This is a genomic window from Brevundimonas vesicularis (genome assembly GCF_044807075.1).
Taxonomy (GTDB): Bacteria; Pseudomonadota; Alphaproteobacteria; order Caulobacterales; family Caulobacteraceae; genus Brevundimonas; species Brevundimonas vesicularis_G.
In genome coordinates this window covers 2,851,527-2,869,876 of record NZ_CP085234.1, presented here as the reverse complement: position 1 = coordinate 2,869,876, position 18,350 = coordinate 2,851,527, and the positions used below count along the sequence as shown (strand labels likewise).

Genomic DNA, 18,350 nt, shown 5'->3' with positions numbered 1-18,350 from the left:
TGTCCAAGGACCAAGCGTCCAATAGGGCCGGGCGTTTGTCGGCGCTTTGATCGAGATCAAGGCGGGCGCCCCGCCCACCTTCTACGGCCATCGAAACGTCGGTCGAGCAGACCGATTCCTCGGAGCAACGCCATGATCGACCTCGCGGTCGTCGACCTGTCCCGGCTGCAGTTCGCGCTGACGGCCCTTTACCACTTCCTGTTCGTGCCCCTGACGCTGGGGCTGTCGTTCATGCTGGTCATCATGGAGTCGATCTATGTGATGACCCGCCGGCCCATCTGGCGGACGATCACCCGCTTCTGGGGCGTGCTGTTCGGCATCAACTTCGTGCTGGGCGTCGCGACCGGCATCACCATGGAGTTCCAGTTCGGCATGAACTGGAGCTACTACAGCCACTATGTCGGCGACATCTTCGGTGCGCCGCTGGCCATCGAAGGGCTGATGGCCTTCTTCCTGGAGGCGACCTTCGTCGGATTGATGTTCTTCGGCTGGGACAAGCTGAAGCCGCACGCCCACCTGTTCGTCACCTTCATGGTCGCGCTGGGCACCAATCTGTCGGCCCTGTGGATCCTGATCGCCAACGGCTGGATGCAGAACCCGGTCGGCGCCGCCTTCAATCCCGACACGATGCGGATGGAGGTGACGGACTTCATGGCCGTGCTGTTCAACCCGGTTGCACAGGCCAAGTTCGTTCACACCGTCTCGGCCGGCTATGTCTGCGCCTCGGTCTTCGTGCTGGGCGTGTCGGCCTTCTATCTGCTGCGCGGCAAGCACGTCGGCTTCGCCAAGCGGTCGATGACGGTGGCCTCGGCCTTCGGTCTGGCGGCGTCGCTGTCGGCCGTCGTGCTGGGCGACCAGTCCGGCTACAATCTGACCGATAACCAGAAGATGAAACTCGCCGCTCTGGAGGCCATGTGGCACACCGAGCCTGCGCCCGCTGGCCTGACGCTGATCGGCGTTCCCTCGATGAAGGATCGCGAGACCCATTTCGGCGTCCATGTGCCGTGGGTCATGGGGCTGATCGCCACCCGCACCATCGACAAGCCCGTCGAAGGCATCTTCGAACTGGTCGCCACGGCTGAGGACCGCATAGAATCCGGCGTCATCGCCTATGATGCGCTGGAGAAGGTCAAGGCTGACCCGGCCGATCCCGTCGCGCGCGGCGTGTTCGAGACCCACCGCCGCGACTTGGGCTATGGCCTGCTGCTGAAGCGCCACGTCGCCGATCCCCGCCAGGCCACGCCTGCGCTGATCCAGCAGACCGCGTGGGAGACCGTGCCCAACGTCCCGGCCCTGTTCTGGAGCTTCCGCATCATGGCGGGCATCGGCATGTTCATGATCGCCCTGTTCGGTACGGCCTTCGTGCTCTGCACCCTGCGCAAGCATCATACGAAGTGGTTCCTGCGCCTGGCCGTCCTGGCCATCCCGCTGCCATGGATCGCCATCGAGTTCGGTTGGATCTTGGCCGAGTTCGGCCGCCAGCCGTGGGCCGTGGAGGGCGTGCTGCCGACCTTCCTGGGCGCCTCGTCCCTGACCGTGCCGCAGCTTTGGGCCACCATCGTCGGCTTCACCCTGCTGTATGGCGCACTGGCGGTGGTCGAGGTGCGGCTGATGCTATTCGCCATCAAGAAGGGGCCGTTCCACGAACAGGAGACGTTCGGCGAACCCAGCCCCGAAGCGCCGGCCGAGCGCGTTCCCGCGCCCGCCGTGGCCTGACCCAAGACCTTAGGACATCCGACAATGGATCTTCCCCTCGACTTCGCCACGCTTCGCCTGATCTGGTGGGGGCTGCTGGGCGTGCTTCTGATCGCCTTCGCCCTGACCGACGGTTTCGACCTGGGCGTCGGCGCCCTTCTGCCCTTCGTCGCCAAGACGGATGAGGAGCGCCGCATGGTGATCAACACCGTCGGCGCCACCTGGGAAGGCAACCAGGTGTGGTTCATCCTGGGCGGCGGCGCGATCTTCGCCGCCTGGCCTTTCGTCTATGCGGTCAGCTTCTCGGGCTTCTACCTGGCCATGTTCCTGGTGCTGTCCGCGCTGATCCTGCGGCCGGTGTCGTTCAAATATCGCTCCAAGCGGGCGTCGCCGAAGTGGCGGTCGTTTTGGGACTGGTGCCTGTTCATCGGCGGCTTCGTTCCGGCCCTGGTGTTCGGCGTCGCGGTGGGCAACGTTTTGTTGGGCGCGCCCTTCCATCTGGATGGCGACCTGCGGTCCTTCTACGACGGCACGCTGCTCGGCCTGTTCACCCCCTTCAGCCTGATCGCCGGCCTGTTGTCGGTGGCCATGCTGGTCCTGCACGGCGCGGCCTGGTTGTCGGTCAAGGCCGAGGCCGGCCCGGTGATGGAGCGGGCGCGTCTGTTCGGCACGGTCGCCGCTGTTCTGGCCCTGATCCTGTTCGCGGTCGGCGGACTGTATGTCGCTTACGGCGGCCTGGGCTACCGGATCACCGGCGCGCTAGACGTCAACGGCTTCTCCAATCCGCTTCGCACGACGGTTCAGGCTGCGCCCGGCGCCTGGCTGGACAACTACGGCCGCTATCCGTGGATGCTGATCGCGCCGGCCTTGGGCTTCCTGGGCGCGCTGGTGGGCCTGGTCGGCATGTGGCGGCGGTCCGCGCCGCTGGCTTTCGGCGGATCGTCACTGTCGGCCGTCGGCATCATCTCCACCGTCGGCCTGTCGATGTTCCCATTCATCCTGCCCAGTTCGGTCAATCCTCAGTCCAGCCTGACGGTGTGGAACGCCTCATCCAGCCATCTGACCCTGTTCATCATGCTGATTGTCACGGCGATCTTCCTGCCTCTGGTGCTGCTGTACACCGCCTGGGTTTATCGCGTGCTCTGGGGCCGGACATCGACCGCCGCCCTCAAGACCAACCCCGATCTGTACTAACCCTTAGGAGCGCAGAACCATGTGGTATTTTTCCTGGATCCTGGGGCTTGGCCTGGCCGTCGGTTTCGGCGTGCTGAACGGCCTGTGGCACGAGTTCCATCTGTTTGATGAAGGCGACGCCGGCCTGTCCACGCCCGACGCATCGAAAGAGGGCGATGTTCCCCTCTAGCCCCGCGCGCCTGTCCATTCGCGACCTGATCGCGCGCTATGACGCCCATGCGCCGCGCTATACCTCCTATCCGACGGCGGCCCAGTTCACGCCCGCCGTCGGACCCGGCGAGTGGGCCGACTGGCTGGGGGGCGCGCCCTCCGATCAGCCGTTCTCGCTGTATCTGCACCTGCCGTTCTGCAAGCGGCTGTGTTGGTACTGCGGCTGCAACACCCGGGCGGTAAACCGGGCGGGCGTCATCTCCAGCTATGTCGATCTGCTGCTGCGCGAGGCGGATCTGGTTCTGACGCGGATCGGCCGCCCGGTCCGCGTCGGTTCGATCCATCTGGGCGGCGGCACCCCGAACATGCTGTCGCCGGACGATCTGGAACGACTGTTCGCCGGTCTGTCCGCGCGGTTCGACCTGGGCGACTGTTTCGAGGTCGCCGCCGAGTTGGATCCGGAAGTCCTGACGCAGGAATGGGTCGAGGCGGCGGGCCGCATCGGCCTGAGCCGCGCCAGTCTGGGGGTGCAGGACCTGTCGCCGCGTGTCCAGGCGGCGGTGAACCGGCCGGAACGTTTCGAGACCATCCGCTGGGCGGCCGAAGCCTTGCGGGGGCAGGGCGTGAGCTCCCTCAACCTGGATCTGATGTACGGCCTGCCGCTTCAGGCCGTCGAGAACGTCATCACCACCCTGGGCCAGGTCACGACGCTGAGGCCGGAACGGATCGCCCTGTTCGGCTATGCCCATGTGCCGTGGATGAAGCCGCATCAGCGGTTGATCAACGACGCCGACCTGCCGGACGCCGAAGCGCGCTTCGCCCAGAGCCAGGCGGCGACGCGCTATCTGGTCGGTAAGGGATGGCAGGCGATCGGGCTGGATCATTTCGCCCTGCCGCACGACGGGTTGGCGGTGGCGGACCGGGCCGGACGCCTGCATCGCAACTTCCAGGGCTACACCACCGACGCCGCAGACGTGCTGATCGGCCTGGGCGCCTCGTCGATCAGCCGCACGACCAGGGGTTATGTTCAAAACCACCCGCAGGAACGCGACTGGCGCCGCGCTGTCGAGTCGGGCGATCTACCGGTCGCCCGAGGCGTCGCCCTGACCGAAGGCGACATGTTCGTCAGCGAGATTATCGAGCGGCTGATGTGCGATTTCGTCGTCGATCTCGCGGCCATCGTTCGACGTCGCGGTCGAGACCTGTCGGACGTCGCCGGCGCCTGGTCCGTGTTGGAGCGCTTCGTCGACGATGATCTGGTGCGGATCGACGGGACGGTGGTGGCGGTGACCGAGCTGGGCCGTCCGTTCGTCAGGGCGGTTTGCGCCGCCTTCGATCCCGGTGCGGCGGCTCTTCAGCAAAGGCATGCGCGGGTGGTGTGAGTGGACAGATTGTCCACCCGCTGAACGATTTGCGCTGGATCAAGGCCGAGGCGTCCACCGGGGCGCACACCCCCGCTCAGACGCCTGACGAAGGCCGCACGAGGCGGCCAGGGCGTCGGGGATCAGAAGATGAATACCAAGACCCTGCTGCTTGCCGCCGCCGCCTTCACCGCCTGCGCCGCGCCAGCCCTCGCTCAGACATCCGTCGCCTGGGAGGCCCCGAAGAAGGGCGACTTCCTGGTGAGCGGGCGCGTCACCGACGTCTTCTCCCAGGCCGATGACGACATCACCACGGCTGCGGGCGCGGACACCGGCCTGAAGGTGGATGTGGGCGACAGCGTCATGCCGACCCTGGGCTTCACCTACTTCCTGACCGATCACCTCGCGGTCGAGGCGATCCTGGGCACAACCCAGCACGAGATTCGCGCGCAGGGCGGCGCGACGGACGTGGCCGTGCATGAGACCTGGGTCCTGCCGCCGGTGGTCACCCTGCAGTACCGCCCGCTGAGCCAGGGGAGCTTCAGCCCCTATGTCGCCGCGGGCGTGAACTACATGCTGTTTTACAGCGGCAAGGACAAGAACGGCTTCGCCGTCGATCTGGACGACGGTTTCGGCTACGCGCTTCAAGCGGGCGCGGACGTTGGCATTCATGGGCCCTGGAGCCTGAACGTCGACGTCAAGAAGGTCTGGTTCGAGACCGACGCCAAGATCAACGACGGCGCCCTGAAGTCCAACGTGAATCTCGATCCGTGGGTCGTGTCTCTGGGCGTCAGCCGGAAATTCTAGCGGAAGCTTTACTGGTCACCGACCTTGGTCCCATTGACTGGAACACCGATGCGGCGCTCTTTTCCGAGACAGCGCCAGGGAACTTCAATGGTTGCGCAAACGGAAACTGGCCACGGCAAGCTGATCAAGCAGGCGCTGGACGACGCCGGAGGCGAAGCGCGCTCCGCGCTGGCGGCCTCGTGGCGTCGTTCGATGTCCTTGTACGGGCTCGATCCTGAAGACAGCAGACGACCCGCGAGCCTGACGGACACGCAACTGCGTGAAGCCCGTCAGGCCATGGAGCCGATGGCGAGAGCGGCGCAGGACGTGCTGGACCGGCTGTTTTCGACCGTTGGCGACACCGGATGCTGTGTCCTTCTGACCGATGCGGACGGCGTCCCGGTCGAGCGGCGCGGCGCTGCCGCCGACGATGAAATCTTTCGGCGCTGGGGTCTGTGGCCCGGCGCCGTCTGGTCGGAAGCGGTCGAGGGCACCAATGGGATTGGAACGGCGCTGGCGGAGCGGCGGCCGCTGACCATCCATCGCGATCAACATTTCCATACGCGAAATACGGCGCTGAGCTGCACCAGCCATCCCATCTACGACCCGCAAGGACGTCTGGCGGGCCTGCTGGACGTATCGTCGTGCCGGGCCGATGCGAGCCAAGGCGTGATGGGCCTGATTGCGGCCGCAGTGGCGGACGCCGCCAGGGCGATCGAGGCGCAGACCTTTCGGTTGGCCTTCCCCCATGCTCGGATCGTCCTGACTGGCGATCCGGCGGGCCGGAACACGGCGGGTCTTCTGGCGGTGGATAGGGATGATCTGGTCGTCGGAGCGACGCGCGCCGCGCGCCTCGCCTTGGCCATCACCGATGAACGGATCGCAGGCCAACTGGCGGCGTCGGAAGTGTTGGGCGCCGGCGCCCTGGAGGCCGATCTGCTGGACGCCGAACGGGGCGCTGTGCGTCGCGCCTTGGCGTTGAGCGGAGGCAATGTCTCCAAAGCAGCTCGCGCGCTCGGGGTCAGCCGGGCGACATTGCACCGTAAGCTGCATCGCCTGGGACTGGTGAACGAACCGGCGTGAGCAAACTGTCGCAGTCCTGAGACAGGTTTGCACTGCACCATTATCCGGCCGTCTGGCGCCATCATCGCCCAGCGATGACCTTCCGATCCAACGACGTCGACAATCGACGCCAGAGGAACACGCAGGAGGCCATGATGACCAAACCCGAATTCACCCGCGCAGCAACGCCCAAGTTCAAGGCGCGCTACGACAACTTCATCGGCGGACAGTGGGTCGCGCCCGTCAACGGCCGCTATTTCGAGAACACCTCGCCGGTGAACGGCCGCGTCCTGTGCGAGGTCGCACGATCGGACGCGGCCGACGTCGAACTGGCGCTGGACGCCGCACACGCCGCCAAGGACGCCTGGGGGCGAACCAGCGTCGCCGAACGCGCCGTCATCCTGAACAGGATCGCCGACCGGATCGAAGCCAATCTGCAAGCCGTCGCAGAGGCGGAGACCTGGGACAACGGCAAGCCGGTGCGCGAGACCACGGCCGCCGACATCCCCCTGGCGATCGACCATTTCCGCTACTTCGCCGGCTGCATCCGGGCGCAGGAAGGCGGGATTTCGGAACTGGACCACGACACGGTCGCCTATCATTTCCATGAGCCGCTCGGCGTGGTGGGGCAAATCATCCCCTGGAATTTCCCGATCCTGATGGCGGCCTGGAAGATCGCTCCGGCCCTGGCGGCGGGCAACTGCATCGTGCTGAAGCCGGCGGAGCAGACCCCGGCGTCCATCCTCGTGGTGATCGAACTGATCCAGGATTTGCTGCCGGCCGGCGTGCTGAACATCGTTTCGGGAACGGGGGCCGAGGTGGGCGAACCCTTGGCCACCAATCCGCGCATCGCCAAGATCGCCTTCACGGGCTCGACCGCCGTTGGTCAGAAGATCATGCAGTATGCGACCCAGAACCTGATTCCGGTCACGCTGGAGCTCGGCGGCAAGTCGCCGAACATCTTCTTCAAAGACGTGATGGATCATGACGACGCCTATCTGGACAAGGCGCTGGAAGGCTTCGCCATGTTCGCGCTCAATCAGGGCGAGGTCTGCACCTGCCCCAGCCGCGCTCTGATCCATGAGGACATCTATGAGGCCTTCATCGAGAAGGCGATCGCCCGGGTGGAATCCATCGTCCAAGGCGACCCTCTGGACCCGGCCACCATGGTCGGCGCCCAGGCCTCAGACCAGCAGCTGAAGAAAATTCTCGGCTATCTGAAGCTGGGCAGGGAGGAGGGGGCCGAGGTTCTGACCGGCGGCGATCAGGCCGCGCTCAAGGACGATCTGGCCGGCGGCTATTACGTCAAGCCCACCGTGTTCAAAGGCACCAACGACATGCGGATCTTCCAGGAGGAAATCTTCGGTCCGGTCCTGGCGGTGACGACCTTCAAGACCTTCGAAGAGGCCATGGAAATCGCCAACGACACCGAATACGGCCTGGGCGCCGGGGTGTGGTCGCGCGACATGAACACCGCCTATCGCGCCGGTCGCGCCATTCAGGCAGGCCGGGTCTGGACCAACTGCTATCACCAGTATCCGGCCCATGCGGCCTTCGGCGGCTACAAGAAGTCGGGCATCGGGCGGGAGAACCACCGCATGATGCTGGACCACTATCAGCAGACCAAGAACCTGCTGGTCAGCTACAGCCCCGACAAACTGGGCTTCTTCTAAACGGCGAGGCGGATGGCCGATCCTTGGGTCGGCCATCGTATGCGCTGCGATGCCCGCTCAGTCAGGTCTCGGTTATCTGATCCGCCAGCGGCGAAGACGACTTTCAAGCCGCTGCGGGCGCGCCAATCCTTCGTGTCGCGGATAGCGCTCCGCCGCCACGACGCGCTTAAACTCATTAGCGGCGTCGTGCGCAACGACAGCGCAACCCGATCCGGCGCTTTGTGTTGGAGCGTCATGAAAGAACTTTCCCAATGAGTGCGGACGTGTCCGCCACAGGCCAACAGGTGCTGGTTGATGGTCCGGCCCCACGCCCGGACCTGGGGTCCAAATGGAAAATGCCGGCGGCCGCTACAGCGGCCGGACTGGCGGGCGTGAAGGGCAAGGTGTCGCGGCCGTTGGTCTTTATCGCGACTAGCGAACGCCGTGCTGACGAGATCGCGGCCGCACTCGCAGTGATGGTCAAGGACGCCGACGTTCTGGTCCTGCCGCCATGGGATTGCCTGCCGTATGATCGCGCCGCGCCGTCTCGTGAGAGCATGGGACGGCGAATGGCCGTCTTGGCTGCTCTGACTGGCGCGAGCGAGCGTCGGATCTTCCTGGTCACCTCGCCGGACGCCGTCGTGCAACGCACGCCCTCGCGTGACCGGATCGACGCCTGCTTTGATTTAGGGGCGGGCCAGACGCTGGACCGCGAGGCGCTCGAGACCTTCCTGCTTGCGACGGGCTATGCGGCGGATGAGCGTGTCGACGAGCCTGGCGAATATGCCTTGCTCGGCGCAGTCATCGACGTCTTCCCGCCAGCGTCCGCGACGCCGTACCGCATCGTCCTTGATGACGCCGACCGGATTATCGAGATCCACGCCTTCGATCCGGTGTCGCAGCGTCGGGACGTCGAGATCGATGCGATCCGCCTGACCCCGGCCGCCGAGTGGGCGTCCAGCCAGCTCACGAACGACGATGACGCCAGTCAGGAAGGGGGATGGGCAGCGGACAAGGCGGCCTCCACCACGGTGTTCGACTTCCTGGACAAGCCGACGATGCTGACCGACATCGGGGTGGAGGATCGGTTCGAGCGGATCCGCGCGCACGTGGCCGAAGCCTATGAGACGCGACTGCGCTTCAGCGAGGGTGAGCGGCCGCCCGCGCCTGACGGGCTCTATCTGACAGCTGCCGAGATCGAAAAGGCGCTGAAAGGGTCGGCGACACTGGATGTGGACGCCTTTGCGCCCGCGCCGGGCTTTGCGCTGGAAAGGGCGCCGGGGCGGGCCCTGAAACAGTTCATCGCCGAGCGTTGCGAGGCGGGCGATCGCGTAATCCTTACCGGGCTGACGCACGAACACCGGATCATCGCACGACTGCTTCGCCGTCATGGCGTCGATGCGCCCGTCGCTCTGAGCGACTGGAGCGGCATCACAGATCTCAAACCCTCGGAGATCGGCTTCGTGCGCGCCGATCTGGACATCGGCTTCCGGCAATCTGCGGCTGGTCTGGTCGTTCTGACGCCTTCGGACATTTTCGGCGGGCGGATCGCGCGCGGATCGAACGACGCCTCGGACGCCTTTGGGGAGACTGAGTTGCGGCTGGGCGACGTGGTCATCCACGAAGACCACGGCCTGGGCGTCCTGAAGGCTTTGGAAAGGGTCCCTGCCGATGGTGTAGAGCGCGACGTTCTGCGCATCGAGTATCACGGCGGTGGGGCCATCCTCGCGCCAATCGAGGAGTTCGGCAAAATCTGGCGCTACGGCTCGGAGCCGGACGCGGTGTCGCTGGATCGGCTGAACACCCAAGGATGGCTCAAGCGCCGCGCCAAGGTCAGCGCGCAGATTGACGAGGCCGCAACCGCCCTGTCCGCCCGGGCCGAAGCGCGTGCAGCGCTGAGGACCGAGCCGATCACCGCGCCGCGTCAGGCGCTGGCACGGTTCGCCGCCGGGTTCGCCTTCCCCGAAACGGCTGATCAGGCGCGCGCCATCGAGGCGGTCCTGTCGGACCTGGGATCCGGCAAGCCCATGAACCGGCTCGTCTGCGGTGATGTCGGTTTCGGCAAGACCGAGGTCGCCCTGCGCGCTGCGGCGGCCGTGGCCCTTGCCGGCAAACAGGTCATCGTCGTCGCCCCGACCACCGTCCTGGCGCGCCAGCATTTCGAGGTGTTCAAGAGGCGGTTCAAGGACACGGACATTCAAATCGGCCACCTGTCGCGCGCCGCAGACAGCGCAGAGGCGCGGACGGTCAAGGCTGGACTGGCGGATGGTTCAATGCGCCTCGTTGTGGGTACGCAGGCGCTGGCGTCGGAGGGGTTGGCGTTTTCCGACCTCGGGCTTGTCATCATCGATGAGGAGCACCGCTTCGGCGCGCAGATGAAATCGGCTTTGGCAGAGAAGGCGCCGCATCTGTTGTCGATGTCGGCCACCCCGATCCCGAGAACTCTTCAAAGCGCCATGGTCGGCATTCAGGACGTCAGCCTGATCGCCAGTCCGCCTGCGCGACGTCGGCCAATCCGAACCTTCATGACCCCGTTCGACGCCGGGGCGGTTCGCTTGTCGCTGATGCGCGAGAAGGCGCGAGGCGGCCAGAGTTTCGTGGTCGTGCCGCGGATCGAGGATATGGAACCCTTGGCGGAACGCTTGAAGACCCTGACGCCCGAGTTGTCGGTGGTGTCGGCGCACGGCGACATGTCCCCGTCCGCGATCGACGAGGTTATGAGCCGGTTCTCCGACGGCGAGGGGGACGTGCTTCTGGCCACGAACATCATCGAGACCGGCCTGGATGTGCCGCGCGCCAATACGATGTTGGTCTGGCGGCCTGACCGGTTCGGCCTGGCGCAATTGCATCAGCTGCGCGGGCGGGTCGGCAGGGGGCGGCGACAGGGCTTCACCTATCTGCTTTCCGATCCCGAAACGCCGATGGCGGCGGCGACGGAAGCGCGCTTGCAGACGCTGGAGGCGCTGGACCGACTGGGGGCGGGCTTCGCGATCAGCGGGCGCGATCTGGACCTGCGCGGCGGCGGCGATCTGGTGGGTGAGGAACAGGCCGGACATGTCAGGCTGATCGGCTCGGCCCTTTATCAGGCCGTCCTGGCTCGGGCGCTCGCGGCTGCAAAAGGCGGTCCCGATCCAGACCAAGCCTCTCCCAGTCTGAACGTCGGCGCGACAGGGCATCTGCCGGCGGATTACATCCCCGACGAAACCGTGCGCATCAATCTGTACGCCCGGTTGGCGCGCGCCGCGACGGCGGAAGATGTCGACGCCCTGCGAGACGAGGCCGAAGATCGGTTCGGCCCTTTACCCGACTCCGCAGAGGACCTGTTCACCGGCCGTCGCCTCGCGGCGCTCGCCCGTGATGCCGGCGTCACGGAAATCGTTTCGGGACCGAAGGCGACGGCGTTGCGGATCGCGGCGGCGCGTCGGCCCGGCATGGAAGCGTCCTTGCCGTTGCGCGATGATCGCCGCTGGTCCGAGGATCGCATGATCGTCGACGCCGCCAACGATCAACCGCACGACACAGCCTTCATCGAGAAACTTCTGACCGAATTGGCGGCGGCCTGAGGGCAGGGCGGGTTTCAGACGGTTTCGACGTCCGGGGTCTGTTTTGTCGGGAGCAATTCCGCCGCTGGCGCGCTGATCGACGACCGCCGCCCGACCACGGCGGGGTCTCGCGTCTTCGCTTTCGAAAAAGCCCCTGCATGCCCACAGACACCCGCCTTACTGTCGTCTTCCTTCATTCCCTGGGCTCAAGTCGCCACGATTGGGACGCGGTGATCGACCGGCTTGCCGATGAGGTGGTGACGGTCGCGATCGATCTTCCAGGGTTCGGGGACAGGGCGGGGGAGGGCTATGGCGATGTCCAGGTCGTGCTCGACGACCTGCACCGCCGGCTGACCGATCTTGATCTCGCGCGGTGGATCATTGTCGGCCACAGCATGGGCGGCAAGTTTGCGACCTTGATCGCCGCGCGGGCGCGTGACGGGGTGGCGGGCCTGAGCGGGTTGCTGGGCGTGGTGCTGGTCGCCGGATCGCCACCCTCGCCGGAGCCGATGGACGAGAGCAGGCGTGCGGATATGCTGACCTGGTTCGACGATCCGACCAGGATCGAGGATCGGGGACGCCAGTTCATCGACGCCAATACCGCGGCCGGTCTGCCGCAAGCCGCCTTCGATCAGGCGCTGGCCGATTTCACCCGAACCAGCCCCGAAGCCTGGCGCGGATGGCTGGCCGAAGGATCGCGCGAGGACTGGTCCGATCAAGTCGGCGTCCTGCCTTTCCCCGCCCTGATCATCGCCGGCGCGGAGGATGGCGATTTGGGCGAGGCCGCGCAGCGGCGTGTCAACGCCCCTCACTATCGCGCCGCTGACGTGGTGGTCGTGTCGAATGCGGCGCATCTGATCCCTCAGGAACAGCCAGACCGTCTCGCCGGCCTGGTTCTGGAGTTTGTCGAGAAAGTTGCTTCAATCGCGTTGCCTCCAGTCTTCGTGGATCTGATGGCGTCCGATCGCGTGTCGGATCGCACCCGCCGCGCAATGCTGGATCGTCACTTCGGTCCGGCGCCAGCCGACGGCGGCGTCCTGAACCCGACCCAGCGCGCCGTGCTGTCGGCGATGATCGCGCGCATTCTGCCTGGTACAGGCGATCCGGATGATCTGGCGCGACGTCTGGATGTGGGCCTCTCCAGCGGACAGGGCGACGGGTGGCGGTTCGCCGATCTTCCCTCGGACGCCGAGGCCTGGCGACGCGGGCTGGATGAGATCGCCGTCATGGCGCCGGAGTTCGCAACCCTGGCCCACGATCGCCAGGACGACATCCTGCGCGCCATTGTACAGGGCGAATGGGCCGAGCTTGGCCGGCTTTCGGCGGGCGCCATGAAGCTGTGGTTCGAGGACGTCGTATCCGAGGCCGCGCGCCTGTGGATGTCGCTGCCGGCCACCTGGGTCCAGATCGGTTACGACGGTTTCGCCACGGGCGGCGAAGGCCGGTTTCAGGGCTACGATCAGACGGCGGCGGACCACACCGAACCTTGGCGTCTGCCGATGGAGGGCGTGGGTTGAGCGCGCCTGCAAGGACGGCCGGCGAAACCGATGTCGTCATCATCGGCAGCGGGGCCGGCGGGGCTCCGATCGCGGCCAGGCTGGCGAAGGCCGGGCTGTCGGTCACGGTGATGGAGGCAGGGCGGGCCTTCGATCCGGCTGAGCATACGCCCGACGAAACGATGGCAGACCTTTATTGGATGGAGGAGCGCCTCAGTGGAGGGCGCGACCCGACCGCCTTTGGGGCCAACAACTCCGGCCAGGGCGTCGGCGGCTCGTTGCTGCACTGGGGCGCCTTCTGCCCGCGACCCGATCCCCGTGATCTGACGCTGGCCTCGGAGACGGGACGCGGGCGGGACTGGCCGTTCGGCTGGGACGAATTGAAATCCTATGTCGACACCGTAGAGACGGTGATCGGGGTCTCAGGCCCGGCCGACTATCCGTGGGGCGGGCGACAGTTCACCTATCCGCCTGTCCCGCGCAACGCCCCGGCGGATGCGATGGCCCGCGGCGCAAGGGGTGTCGGGTTGATGGTCACGGATGCGCCGGCGGCCGTGCTGTCCCGCGATCGCGAGGCGGGGACGACGCCCTACCGCATGGCCTGCGTCAACTGCGGCGCGTGCCACCAGGGATGCAGAACCGGCGCCAAGGGCGGCGCGGACAACAGTTTTTTGCCGATGGCCGCAGCCAATGGCGCCACGATCATCGCCAACGCGCGGGCCATAGGCGTGGAGCGTGACGCCAGCGGGCGGATCAAGTCGGTGATCTATCGTCGCGACGGGCAGGATCATCGACTGAACTGTGGAGCGCTGTTCCTCTGCGCGGGCGGTGTCGAGACGCCGCGGCTGCTACTGAACTGGGGATTAGGCAACGCCGGCGGCGAGGTCGGCCGCAATTTCATGACCCATGTGGCGACCCAGGTCTGGGGCCGGTTCGACGCCGACATGTCGATGAACCGCGGCTATCCCTCTTCCCTGATCAGCGAAGACATGGTGCGTCCGTCGGACGCGAACTTCGCCGGCGGCTATCTGATCCAAAGCCTTGGCGTCATGCCGGTCACCCTGGCGGGCGGGTTCGCGCGCGGCGCGGGCCCCTGGGGCGCGCCGCTGATCGATACGCTGCGCAACTACCGCCGGCTCGCCGGGATCGGCATCAATGGAGAGTGTCTGCCGAACGACGACAACCGCCTGACTCTGTCCGATGAGGTCGACGCCGTCGGACTGCGCAAGGCGCGGATCGACTTCAGCTATGGCGAGAACGAGCGGCGTCTGGACGCCCATGCCCGGCGCGTCATGACGGAGATTTGGACCGCCGCCGGCGCCGAGGACATCTTCGCGGTGGCCCGGTCGGCGCACACCATCGGCGGCTGCCGGATGGGGGACAAGTCGGACGGGGCGGTCGTCGACGCCGAGGGGTGCAGCGTCGAGATCGACAATCTGTACGTCTGCGACAACTCCGTCTTTCCCCAGCGCGCTTTCGGCCAATCCGGCCTTGACCCTCATGGCCGTCGCCCTGCGCACGGCCGATCGCTTCCTCGAACGTCAACGAACAGGAGATTTGTGATGGACCTCGGGATCAAGGGGCGTATCGCCCTTATTTCCGGCGCCGATTCCGGCATGGGCAAGGAGACGGCGCGGCTGCTGCTGGAAGCCGGCGTACGGGTCGCCCTGACCGACAAGCCGGACGGCACGCTGGATGAAGCTGTCCAAGCGCTTTCCGCGTTGGGGGAATGCATCGGCGTGACGGGCGACGTGACCAAGGCCGGCGATGTTGAACGGCTGTGGGCGGAGGTCCGAGACCGCATGGGCGATCCGGACATCTATGTGAACGCAGCGGGCGTGACCGGCGCGACCGGCGATTTCCTGGATGTCGATGACGCCGGTTGGCTGGAGACGCTCGACATCAATCTGATGGGCGCGGTGCGGATGTGCCGCCAGGCCATTCCGGCCATGCGGCGTTCGGGCTGGGGCCGCATCGTCCTGTTCGCTTCGGAAGATGCGGTGCAGCCCTATATCGATGAACTGGCCTATTGCGCCTCGAAAGCTGGCATTCTCAGCCTGGCGAAGGGTCTGTCCAAGGCCTACGGCTGCGACAATGTGCTGGTGAACACGGTCTCGCCCGCCTTCATCGCCACCCCGATGACCGACGCCATGATGAAGAAGCGCGCCGAGGAACGCGGCGAAACCTTCGAGGAGGCGATCAAGAGCTTCCTGAAGGAAGAACGTCCCGGCATGACGCTGGATCGCAGGGGCAAGCCGGAGGAGGTCGCAGCGGCCGTCGCCTTCCTGTGCTCGGAACGCGCCAGCTTTATCAACGGCGCGGGCATCCGGGTGGATTCCGGTTCGGTCGCCACCATCGCCGGCTAGTCGTAGGGCCGAGAAAGAGACCGGCGGCGGGACGATGCCGCCGCCGGTTTTGTCTTGTCAGGCGACGCCCATGCCGCCGGTGACGCCGAACACTTCGCCCGTGATGTAGCTGCCTTCCTGCGAGGCAAGCAGCACATAGACCGGGGCGATCTCGACAGGCTGGCCCGGACGACCCAGCGGCACCTGTTCGCCGAACTTCATCACGGCCTCTTGCGGCTGTCCGCCGGACGACTGCAGCGGCGTCCAGAAGGGGCCGGGCGCCACCACATTGGCGCGTATGCCCTTTTCGATCAGCTGCTTGGACAGGGCCTTGGTGTAGGCGACGATCCCGGCCTTGGTGGTGGCGTAGTCCAGCAGGATGGCCGAAGGCTCATAGGCCTGAATCGAGGCGGTGGTGATGACCGAGGCGCCCGCCGGCAGATGCGGCACCGCCGCCTGGGCGATCCAGTGCATGGCGTAGAGGTTGGTCTTCAAGGTCTTGTCGAAGTCTTCCGACGTCACCTGCGAGATGTCCTCACGATACTGTTGGCGGCCGGCGTTGATGACCAAGATGTCCAGTCCGCCCAGCTCGGACACGGCCTGTTCGACCATTTGTCGGCACCAGTTTTCATCGGTGATGTCGCCGGGCAGGTCGATGGCCTTGCGGCCTTCGGCCTCGCTCAGGGCGATGACTTCGGCGGCGTCCTTGCGCTCGGACGGCAGATAGGAGAGGGCCACGTCGGCGCCTTCCCGGGCATAGGCGATGGCGGCCGCGCGGCCGATGCCGCTGTCCGCACCGGTGATCAGGGCCTTGCGTCCTTTCAGCTTGCCGGAACCCTGATAGCTGTCCTCGCCATGATCGGGCTTTGGGTCCATCTCGCGCGCTTCGCCGGGCACGGGCTGCGGTTGGCGCGGGAAGGGCGGCTTTGGATATTGCTCGCGCGGATCCTGAAGGGTCAGTCGATCAGTCATGGAACGTCTCCGTTTCGGGCTGGGGTGAAGAGGTCTGCGCCTTTCCGACGGCGGTCAGGGCGGTCAGATGCGCGAGGTGGCTGAGCCCCTGCGGCATGTTGCCGAGGTAGGCGCCGGTGTCCGGATCGATCATCTCGGTCAGCATGCCCCAGCGGCCGCTGAGGGCTTCGCGCAGGCCGTTGATGCGGGCGCGCGCCTTGTCCGGTTCGCCGAGCGTCGCCCAGGCTTCGGCGATCCAGAAGGAACAGGCGATGAAGCACCCTTCCTCGGCCTGCATGCCGGTATAGCGATAGTGGAAGGCGCCAGCGCCGAGATGGCGATCCAGCGCCTCAAGGGTGGCGCGCAGCCGCTCTTCGCCGTCGAAGCGGAACCGTACGGCCAAGGCCAGGGCGGCGTCCAGCTTGTCGCTACCCGGATACATGACGAAGGCCTGAAGGCTGTCCGACCAGCAATGCGTCTCGACCCAGTCGAAAATCCGGTCGCGCTCCCGCCGCCAGCGATCCCGGCACGTCGTCGGCAGTTGTCCCGCGTCCGCCAGTTCGACCGCGCGGGCCAGGGCCTGCCAGCAGCTGATCTTGGACATGGTGTAGTGCTGCTGATCCTCCAGCTCCCACATGCCCGCGTCCGGCTGTCGCCAGGCGTCGGCGCACTGGTCCGCAAGCTCCGACAGCTGCTGGGCGCTGGCGCTGTCGAGGATGTTGCCGCACCCGACGAAGCGCGAGGCGGTCTCAAAGATGTCGCCGAACACGCCGTGCTGAGCCTGGTCGGCGGCACGGTTTCCGGTGACGACCGGACGCGAGCCTTGGTAGCCCGGCATGTCCCAATGCGTTTCCGGCGGCACGAGTGCGCCGTCCAGGCTGTAGCAAACCTTGGCGCCATGGCGCTTCAGCTGCATCAACAGCCAGCTGAAGGCGGCCTTGGCCTCGGCCTGGGCGCCGGCCGCCAGGAAGGCCTCGATCGTATAGCCGGCGTCACGCAGCCAGGCGTAGCGATAATCCCAGTTCTTGTCGCCGCCCAGACGCTCGGGCAGGGAGGTCGTGGCCGCCGCGGCGATGGCGCCCGACGGCGAGTACAGCAGCAACTTCAACGCCAGGGCGCTGCGGATGAAGTCGTCGCGATACAGGCCGGGGCAGTTCAAGCGCGCCGCCCAATCCCGCCATTCCTGATCCGACAGGTCGATGCGGGCGTCGATTTCTTCGATGGAGGGTACGACCAGCGGCTCGTCCCGCCCGGCGACGATGGCCACGGTGCGCCGCTCGCCTGCGCCGACAACGATGGTTCCGACAATGCCCTCGTCGGACCATTCGCATGAGATGCGCGGATCGTGGACGAACAGGCCGAGCACCCGCTCGACGTGGAAGACCGTGTGGTCGCCAATCTTCGAATGATACGGATTGGCCGTATCGCCGCGTCGCCCCAGACGCATGTCCAGGGCGAAGGTCACCTCGCCCTCGAGGCCATCGATACGGCGGGCCAGTTCGCACCAGGGCAAACGACCGGCCGTGCCGCTGTTCAGGCTTTCGGTCAGGCGCGCGCGCCCGCTAGCGGTAGTGAACTCCGTCTCCAGCACATTGCTGTCGGGACGATAGCGGCGGGTCGCGGTGAAGGGCTCGGTGGGCGTGATCGAAAACCGGCCGCCCTCCGGATCCAGCAGGCGGTCGAAAAGCGGCGGCGCATCGATCGCCGGCACGCACCACCAGTCGATGCCGCCATCCAGTGCTGAAAGCGCCACCGTCCGGCCTTCACCCAGAACGCCATAGTCTTCCAGAGCGACGTAACCGTCTGGACGCAACGCCTCCGAGGCGCGACCGGGTTGGGGCGTAAAGGCCGTCGCGCTCATCGTTTGAACGCCCCAATCGCAAGGCCGATCAGAGCGACGGTCGGGGTGGCCAGACCAATGCCGGTTCTGGCTCCAGTGACGACGATGACCGGCATGGCGATCCTTCGGATGATCAAAGCCCAGCGACGATGGCGGCTTTAGCGACGGGAGGAGTTGGACAACGGTACGCTTCAGGGAAGGTTGCGGTCGTGCCGGAATGCTGCCGAATGAAAGTGGCCACTCTGACTAGAGCCCGCCTGACGACGCCGCTGGCTA

At 66.2% G+C, this 18,350-nt stretch carries 12 protein-coding genes; 10 read left to right on the top strand and 2 right to left on the bottom strand.

Annotation, left to right across the window (positions count from 1 at the left end; all coding sequences use genetic code 11):
• Positions 1 to 135: 135 nt before the first annotated feature.
• The 10 genes from LG306_RS14460 (at position 136) to LG306_RS14415 (ending at position 15,304) form a co-directional block, all read left to right on the top strand.
• Complete coding sequence (locus LG306_RS14460; protein WP_404419744.1) at positions 136 to 1,716, top strand: cytochrome ubiquinol oxidase subunit I; 1,581 nt, start codon at positions 136 to 138, stop codon at positions 1,714 to 1,716.
• 24 nt (positions 1,717 to 1,740) lie between these two features.
• Complete coding sequence (gene cydB / locus LG306_RS14455; protein ID WP_205682870.1) at positions 1,741 to 2,889, top strand: cytochrome d ubiquinol oxidase subunit II; 1,149 nt, start codon at positions 1,741 to 1,743, stop codon at positions 2,887 to 2,889.
• A 19-nt stretch (positions 2,890 to 2,908) separates the two neighbouring features.
• Positions 2,909 to 3,058, top strand: coding sequence for a cytochrome bd-I oxidase subunit CydX (gene cydX, locus LG306_RS14450; RefSeq protein WP_017504187.1), 150 nt, complete (start codon positions 2,909 to 2,911; stop codon positions 3,056 to 3,058).
• A complete protein-coding gene (gene hemN / locus LG306_RS14445; protein WP_404415900.1) occupies positions 3,045 to 4,421 on the top strand; it encodes an oxygen-independent coproporphyrinogen III oxidase in 1,377 nt (458 codons plus the stop codon). Before cydX ends, hemN begins: the two co-directional genes overlap by 14 nt.
• 129 nt (positions 4,422 to 4,550) lie before the next feature.
• Complete coding sequence (locus LG306_RS14440; RefSeq protein ID WP_404415897.1) at positions 4,551 to 5,207, top strand: OmpW family protein; 657 nt, start codon at positions 4,551 to 4,553, stop codon at positions 5,205 to 5,207.
• A gap of 87 nt (positions 5,208 to 5,294) precedes the next feature.
• Positions 5,295 to 6,269 carry a GAF domain-containing protein gene (locus LG306_RS14435; RefSeq protein WP_404415895.1) on the top strand — a complete coding sequence of 325 codons (975 nt, stop codon included), beginning with the start codon at positions 5,295 to 5,297 and terminating at the stop codon, positions 6,267 to 6,269.
• Positions 6,270 to 6,403: 134 nt separating this feature from the next.
• Complete coding sequence (locus tag LG306_RS14430; RefSeq protein ID WP_404415892.1) at positions 6,404 to 7,921, top strand: aldehyde dehydrogenase family protein; 1,518 nt, start codon at positions 6,404 to 6,406, stop codon at positions 7,919 to 7,921.
• A gap of 263 nt (positions 7,922 to 8,184) precedes the next feature.
• Entirely contained in the window at positions 8,185 to 11,463 is a 3,279-nt protein-coding gene (locus LG306_RS14425) for a DEAD/DEAH box helicase (protein ID WP_404415889.1), read from the top strand.
• A 137-nt stretch (positions 11,464 to 11,600) separates the two neighbouring features.
• On the top strand, positions 11,601 to 12,959 hold the full coding sequence (locus LG306_RS14420; RefSeq protein ID WP_404415886.1) for an alpha/beta fold hydrolase: 1,359 nt from the start codon (positions 11,601 to 11,603) through the stop codon (positions 12,957 to 12,959).
• Positions 12,956 to 15,304 carry an SDR family oxidoreductase gene (locus LG306_RS14415; RefSeq protein ID WP_404415883.1) on the top strand — a complete coding sequence of 783 codons (2,349 nt, stop codon included), beginning with the start codon at positions 12,956 to 12,958 and terminating at the stop codon, positions 15,302 to 15,304. Before LG306_RS14420 ends, LG306_RS14415 begins: the two co-directional genes overlap by 4 nt.
• Before the next feature lie 57 nt (positions 15,305 to 15,361).
• On the opposite strand, the gene LG306_RS14410 is transcribed toward LG306_RS14415, so the two are convergent.
• Both LG306_RS14410 and LG306_RS14405 read right to left on the bottom strand, forming a co-directional pair.
• The gene (locus LG306_RS14410; RefSeq protein ID WP_404415881.1) at positions 15,362 to 16,255 is read right to left on the bottom strand and encodes an SDR family oxidoreductase; all 894 of its coding nucleotides are present in this window, start codon (positions 16,253 to 16,255) and stop codon (positions 15,362 to 15,364) included.
• Positions 16,248 to 18,095 (bottom strand): glycoside hydrolase family 15 protein, encoded by a 1,848-nt coding sequence (locus tag LG306_RS14405; RefSeq protein WP_404415878.1) that lies wholly within the window; start codon positions 18,093 to 18,095, stop codon positions 16,248 to 16,250. The genes LG306_RS14410 and LG306_RS14405 overlap by 8 nt, the downstream gene beginning before the upstream one ends.
• Positions 18,096 to 18,350: the final 255 nt, after the last annotated feature.